At 39.1% G+C, this 6695-nt stretch carries 7 protein-coding genes and 2 rRNA genes; 7 read left to right on the top strand and 2 right to left on the bottom strand.

Translation table 11 applies throughout. The features are described 5' to 3' along the window. From A9500_RS09100 to hemN, 5 genes are all read left to right on the top strand, one after another. Window positions 1–131, top strand: a 23S ribosomal RNA gene (locus A9500_RS09100); the annotation flags it as partial. Between the two features lie 139 nt (window positions 132–270). Beyond that, window positions 271–386, top strand: a 5S ribosomal RNA gene (gene rrf / locus A9500_RS09095). A gap of 178 nt (window positions 387–564) precedes the next feature. Further along, window positions 565–1122: a Der GTPase-activating protein YihI gene (yihI, locus tag A9500_RS09090; RefSeq protein WP_065244686.1), complete on the top strand. Its 558-nt coding sequence runs from the start codon at window positions 565–567 to the stop codon at window positions 1120–1122. A 5-nt stretch (window positions 1123–1127) separates the two neighbouring features. Continuing rightward, window positions 1128–1571 carry a DUF2489 domain-containing protein gene (locus tag A9500_RS09085; RefSeq protein ID WP_065244685.1) on the top strand — a complete coding sequence of 148 codons (444 nt, stop codon included), beginning with the start codon at window positions 1128–1130 and terminating at the stop codon, window positions 1569–1571. Beyond that, the gene (hemN, locus tag A9500_RS09080; RefSeq protein ID WP_065244684.1) at window positions 1571–2938 is read left to right on the top strand and encodes an oxygen-independent coproporphyrinogen III oxidase; all 1368 of its coding nucleotides are present in this window, start codon (window positions 1571–1573) and stop codon (window positions 2936–2938) included. The genes A9500_RS09085 and hemN overlap by 1 nt, the downstream gene beginning before the upstream one ends. A 56-nt stretch (window positions 2939–2994) precedes the next feature. Here the strand turns inward: hemN and lysA are convergent, their stop codons facing one another. Together lysA and A9500_RS10925 are read right to left on the bottom strand one after the other, a co-directional pair. Continuing rightward, a complete protein-coding gene (gene lysA, locus A9500_RS09075) occupies window positions 2995–4245 on the bottom strand; it encodes a diaminopimelate decarboxylase (RefSeq protein WP_065244683.1) in 1251 nt (416 codons plus the stop codon). Between the two features lie 27 nt (window positions 4246–4272). Beyond that, a complete protein-coding gene (locus A9500_RS10925; RefSeq protein WP_083180410.1) occupies window positions 4273–4398 on the bottom strand; it encodes a lipoprotein in 126 nt (41 codons plus the stop codon). Between the two features lie 95 nt (window positions 4399–4493). On the opposite strand from A9500_RS10925, the gene cyaY reads away from it, so the two are divergent. Continuing rightward, window positions 4494–4799: an iron donor protein CyaY gene (gene cyaY, locus A9500_RS09070; RefSeq protein ID WP_014064685.1), complete on the top strand. Its 306-nt coding sequence runs from the start codon at window positions 4494–4496 to the stop codon at window positions 4797–4799. Beyond that, window positions 4799–6664 (top strand): DNA helicase RecQ, encoded by a 1866-nt coding sequence (gene recQ / locus A9500_RS09065; RefSeq protein ID WP_065244682.1) that lies wholly within the window; start codon window positions 4799–4801, stop codon window positions 6662–6664. Before cyaY ends, recQ begins: the two co-directional genes overlap by 1 nt. Window positions 6665–6695 lie beyond the last annotated feature (31 nt).

Raw genomic sequence — 6695 nt, 5'->3', positions numbered from 1 at the left:
GCCAAGAGATGAGTTCTCCCTGTTTTTAAGACAGTAAGGGTTGTTTAAGACTAAGACGTAGATAGGTCTGGTGTGTAAGCGGTGCGAGCCGTTGAGCTAACAGATACTAATTGCCCGAGAGGCTTAACTATACAACGCTCAAGGGTTTTGGGTGTTGTGAAGACGAAACTCAGAGACGAAAGAGAAAGTTTTAAGGTTAAATCAGCTTGTTTGGTTGTGAGCACTAGAGATAGTGAGAGCAGAGTAGAGAAAAGTTATTAAAGGAATAATCCTGGCGGCGATAGAGCGGTGGTCCCACCTGACCCCATACCGAACTCAGAAGTGAAACGCCGATGCGCCGATGGTAGTGTGGGGCTTCCCCATGTGAGAGTAGGACACCGCCAGGTACTGAATGTGAACCCCGAGCTAAATGGCTTGGGGTTTTTGTTTTTAGATTTGATTTTAATAAAGTAAAAGTGCGGTCAAAATCAAAATAGTTTTATTAAAGATGTTTAAATCTTTTAATGAGAAAATATAGGTGGAATGGTACAATCACCAAAATTTTTTATAGGATAAATAATACAAATGGCTCGTAAAAAGAAAACTCGTAAAATTAGCGATATTATGCCAATTCGTAAATCAGATAAGAAACCTGAAGCACCGAAACTATCAGGTAAGAAATTAACACGTTATGAATTAGATGCTAAGGCAAGAGAAGATAAGAAAAAACGTAAACATAAAGGTTTAGCATCTGGTTCTCGTCATAGTAACGCAGAGCAAAATAAAAATAACCAAGTCGTTGAACAAAAAGATCCGCGTATTGGTAGCCGTAAAAAGGTCCCGCTGATTGTTGAATTTGTGAATAAGCCTGAGAAAGGGATGACAATTCCTGCCGTAAAAGAACCGAAAAAACTTGCACCTGAAGTTGAGTTAGAACGTTTAGAAAATAATGAAATTCTAAATGAATTGTTGGATGCCTTAGATGAAGGCAAAACGATTAGTAAAGCTGATCAACAATTTGTGGATGAATGTTTAGATCGTATTGCTCAGTTAATGGAAGAATTAGGTATTCAAGATGAAGAGGAGACAGAGGATGATCTCTATCGAACCTTCGAGAAGATTGATATCAACCAATTCAGATAATTGTCATGTGGCCGATTATTTTAAGTATTATTGCTTTGGGAATTATTGCTGGCGTATCATTTTATGCTTTCAAATTACTTAGGAAGTTACGTCATCAAAACACTCTCATTAAACAGGCTAAGATAGCGCGTACAAAACGCCTAAAAGAGAGTATGGTAATTATCGCTAAAGCGATGCAAAATGGAGATTGTAACCATTCTGAAGGGGTGATTCGTTTATCAATGCTTTTACTCCCTTTTGGACAATCTTTGCAGCCATATCAAGCGATGTGTGCACTTTATAACATTGTGAAAGAAATGCCTACGCATGAAGCTAGAAAAGCTTTATTAAAAAAAGAAAGAATGAAACTCGATCTTGAGCGAGAAAGTGCAGAAGCAAAATTTGAAGAAGAAATTATGTTGGAGTTACGTCAGTTTTTAAATGACGTAGAGAAATTTGGGGAAGCTTAATGTCTGAAATTATTTGGGATCTTGCGTTAATTCAAAAATATAACCAATCAGGACCTCGTTATACATCTTATCCAACTGCATTAGAATTTAATGAAAGTTACACAAACGAAGATTTTATTGCAGCAGCTAATCGTTATCCGGAAAGATCACTTTCCCTTTACGTACACATTCCGTTTTGTCACAAACTTTGCTACTTCTGTGGCTGTAATAAGGTGATTACTCGTCATCAACATAAGGCGGATATTTATCTTGATTACCTTGAAAAAGAAATCAAAGCGCGTTCAGAATTATTCAAAAATCGTGTTGCGACTCAAGTGCATTGGGGCGGCGGTACACCGACTTATTTGACAGAAGAGCAGTCTGCTCGTTTGATGAAGATGCTTAAAGAGCATTTTACGATTGCGGATAATGCAGAAGTTAGTATTGAGATGGACCCACGTGAAATAGAGCTCGATATGCTTGATCATTTACGCAATATTGGTTTTAACCGAATTAGCATGGGTGTACAAGATTTCAATAAAGCGGTTCAAAAAGCGGTAAACCGTGAACAAGATGAAGAGTTTGTGAATGCGTTACTTGTTCGTGCTCGTGAGTTAGGTTTCCAATCGACTAACCTTGATTTAATTTATGGATTGCCACTTCAAAATGTGGAAAGCTTTATGTTTACATTACATAAAGTGATTGAATTAAATCCAGATCGTTTAAGTATTTTTAACTATGCTCATTTGCCAAGTCGATTTGCGGGACAAGCAAAAATTAAAGAAGATCAATTACCGCCGCCGGAAACCAAATTAGAAATCCTACAGAAAACGATTGAAACCTTAGGTAATGCGGGTTATAAGTTTATCGGTATGGATCATTTTGCTAAACCTGATGATGAATTAGCGATTGCCCAAGAGAAAGGTATCTTACACCGAAATTTCCAAGGCTATACTACTCAGGAAGAATGTGATTTGCTCGGTTTAGGTGTATCAGCCATTAGTTTATTGGGGGATACGTATGCTCAAAATCAAAAAGAATTAAAACATTATTATCATGATGTGGAAAATTCAGGAATTGCATTACATAAAGGTTTAGCGATGACAGAAGAGGATTGCCTACGCCGTGATGTGATTAAGCAGTTGATTTGTAACTTTAAGCTTGATTTTGCACTAATTGAAAAACAATATAATATTGATTTCAGAAAGCACTTTGCTGAAGATTTACAGTTATTACAACCATTACTTGAAGATGGATTAATTTCTGAAACGGAAACAGGCTTACAAGTTTCGCCTAAAGGTCGCTTATTAATCCGTAATATTTGTTTATGCTTTGATACCTATTCAAGAGCTGCGGCAAAACGACAACAATTCTCTCGAATTATTTAGTTATACAAAAAACGGTCAAGATATAATCCTCGACCGTTTTTTCTTTTTATCTATTTTTATTCTGCGATACTTTCTAGAGCCCATAACTCGCTGAGATTTTCTCTACGACGAATTAAATGAGCTTTGTTTCCATCCACTAACACTTCAGCCGTACGTGGACGAGAATTGTAGTTTGAGGACATACTTGCACCATAAGCACCAGCAGAACGTTGGGCAATATAATCCTCTTCAGCAATGGCGAGCTCACGCTGTTTACCTAGGAAGTCAGAGGTTTCGCATACCGGGCCAACAACATCATAAATGGCTTTTTTATTCCCTAAGGTGCGGTCAATTTCAATGATGTTCATATAAGCGTCATAGAGTGCCGGGCGAATCATATCGTTCATGCCGGTATCGGTAATCGCGAAGTTTCGGCTTTCATTACTTTTTAAGTATTGAACTTTCGCCACTAAAATCCCCGCATTCGCCGCGATCGCTCGACCTGGTTCTAAAATAATTTCGAGATCTTCATAATCTTTTAATTTATTCAGTAGTGCCGTCGCATAATCACTTGGATGAGGTGGTGTTTCATCAGTATAAGTTACGCCTAAACCACCACCGAGATCTAAATGTTTTAACGTGATGCCATCTTCTTTTAATTGTTCCATTAAACGAATGAGGCGATCAGTTGCATCTAAGAAGGGCTGTAATTCAGTAAGCTGAGAGCCAATATGGCAGTCCATACCCGTAATTTTTACATGAGGTAAGGTTGCAGCTAATTTATAGACTTCACGCGCTTCATCTACGCTCACACCAAATTTATTTTCTTTCAATCCAGTGGAAATGTAAGGGTGAGTATGTGCATCAACATCGGGGTTTACACGTAAAGAAATCGGAGCTACTTTGCCCATTTCACCCGCAATTTGATTGATATGATGTAGTTCCGCAATAGATTCCACATTAAAACAACGAATGCCTACTTCTAACGCACGCATAATTTCGGCACGAGATTTTGCCACGCCAGAAAAGACCACTTTTGAAGCTTCTCCACCAGCCGCTAAGACACGTTCTAATTCGCCCTGTGAAACAATATCAAAGCCTGAGCCTAATTTTGCCATTACATCCAATATACCAATATTGGAGTTGGCTTTTACGGCATAGCAAATTAAGTGTGGATGCTCTCCTAAGGCTGAATCAAAGGCATGCCAATGGCGCTCAAGCGTGGCACGAGAATAAATATAAAGCGGTGTGCCAAATTCTTCAGCAAGTTGTTTGACGGGCAAATCTTCAACATAAAGTTGCTCGTTTTTATATTGGAAAAAATCCATGACGAATCCTTTAAGTACGGTCAGTTTTTATTGTGTTTTTTGCGTGTTTTGCGGCTGTTCTTTTTCAGGAAAATATAATGGCCCTTTTACACCGCAACCTGTAGCCAAAGTGCAGAATGCACCTAATAACAAAATAGAAAGTACTTTTTTCATTTTTCAATCTCTCTAATAAGTAAAATCTACCTTTGCCAACGAGGCGAAAGGCTTTATAATTCACGGCATTCTATCAGATTTAATCGGAAAATTTTATGAATGTTGCAGAATTTCACCAAAATATTGAACAGGTTTGGCAAAAAATTGAAGAAGCGTTAGAGAATCAAGATTGTGATGTGGATTGCGAAACACAAGGTTCGGTATTCACGATCACATTTGATGACCGCTCACAAATCGTTATCAATAAGCAAGAACCGCTTCTTGAGCTTTGGCTTGCGAGCCGCTTGGGTGGATTTCATTTTGCCTATAAAAATAATGATTGGGTGGCAAATGATGGCAAACGCTTTTGGGATTGTTTAACCGAGGCGGTTGCCGCTCACGGAGAAACGGTAACATTCTAATGACCGAACTCGCGGAACATGCCCCGCAAAAAACAGACTTAAAAACGACCGCACTTCATACGTTGCGGTCTGTTTTTGGTTACCAATCTTTCCGCAAAGGGCAGGAAGAAGTGATTCATGCTGCGTTAAGCGGTCAGGATTCCTTAGTGGTGATGGCTACAGGAAATGGCAAGTCCTTGTGTTATCAAATCCCAGCACTTTGTTTTCCTGGTCTCACATTAGTGATTTCGCCTTTGATTTCTTTAATGAAAGATCAGGTGGATCAACTCCAAGCAAACGGCATTGAAGCCGATTTTCTAAACTCTAGTCAGACGCTAGAACAACAACAGCAAGTTGAAAATAAGCTGATTTCTGGCCAATTAAAATTATTGTATGTTTCGCCTGAAAAAGTGATGACAAACAGCTTTTTTCAGCTGATTTCTTATGCTCAAATTTCCTTTATCGCCATTGATGAAGCACATTGTATTTCACAGTGGGGGCATGATTTTCGCCCTGAATATACCCAACTTGGCGGCTTAAAAGCATCGTTTCCAAATGCGCCAATTATGGCATTAACGGCGACAGCGGATTACGCGACGAGACAGGATATTCTCACTCATCTTAAATTAGACAATCCTCACAAATACATTGGCAGTTTTGACCGCCCGAATATTCGTTATACGTTGGAAGAAAAGTTTAAGCCGATGGAGCAGCTTACGCGTTTTGTTTTAGCTCAAAAAGGAAAAAGCGGCATTGTGTATTGCAATAGTCGTTCGAAGGTGGAACGTATAGCCGAAACTTTGCGAAATAAAGGCGTGTCGGCTGCGGCATATCATGCGGGAATGGAAACTGCACTGCGTGAACGCGTCCAGCAAGATTTTCAACGAGATAATGTCCAAGTTGTAGTTGCAACGATTGCGTTTGGAATGGGCATTAATAAATCCAATGTGCGTTTTGTCGCCCATTTTGATTTGCCGAGAAGCATTGAATCATATTATCAAGAAACTGGTCGTGCGGGACGAGATGATTTACCTGCAGAAGCAGTGCTTTTCTACGAGCCGGCTGATTATGCTTGGTTACAGAAGATTCTGCTTGAAAAACCAGAGACGCCACAACGTCAAATTGAGCAACATAAATTGGAAGCCATTGGTGAATTTGCCGAAAGTCAGACTTGTCGTCGTTTAGTGTTACTCAATTATTTTGGCGAACATCGTCAAACACCTTGTCAAAATTGCGATATTTGTCTTGATCCGCCAAAGAAATATGATGGCTTAATTGATGCACAAAAAGTGATGTCGACGATTTATCGTGTGGGGCAGTGTTTCGGCGTGCAATATGTGATTGCGGTATTGCGAGGGATGCATAATCAAAAAATTGTAGAACGCCAACATGATAAGTTAAGTGTTTATGGCATTGGTAAAGATAAAAGCAAAGAACATTGGCAATCCGTGATTCGTCAGCTTATCCACCTTGGTTTTATTCAACAAGTGATCGGTGAGTTTAATAGTGCAACGCTTCAGCTCACAGAAAGTGCACGCCCTGTTTTAAAAGGCGAAGTGCAGCTTGAATTAGCGATGCCGCGCATTTCATCCATTAATAAAATTGTGCATACATCCCATAAAAATACAGTGGCAAATTATGATAAAGATTTATTTGCTCGTTTGCGTTTCCTACGGAAGCAGCTAGCGGATAAGGAAAACATTCCGCCTTATATTGTTTTTAATGATGCGACATTACAGGAAATGGCACAATATATGCCAACAAGTAATATTGAAATGTTACAAATTAATGGCGTAGGGGCAATCAAATTAGAACGCTTTGGGCAGCCATTTATGGCATTGATTAGAGAACACAAAGCAATTTTAGAAAGGTCAGAAAAAGAATAAGTGCGGTCAAAAAACAGAGAATTTTTCAACC

It is taken from the genome of Haemophilus sp. CCUG 60358 (genome assembly GCF_001679485.1).
Lineage (GTDB): Bacteria > Pseudomonadota > Gammaproteobacteria > Enterobacterales > Pasteurellaceae > Haemophilus_D.
This window is presented reverse-complemented; position numbering and strand designations above follow the sequence as displayed.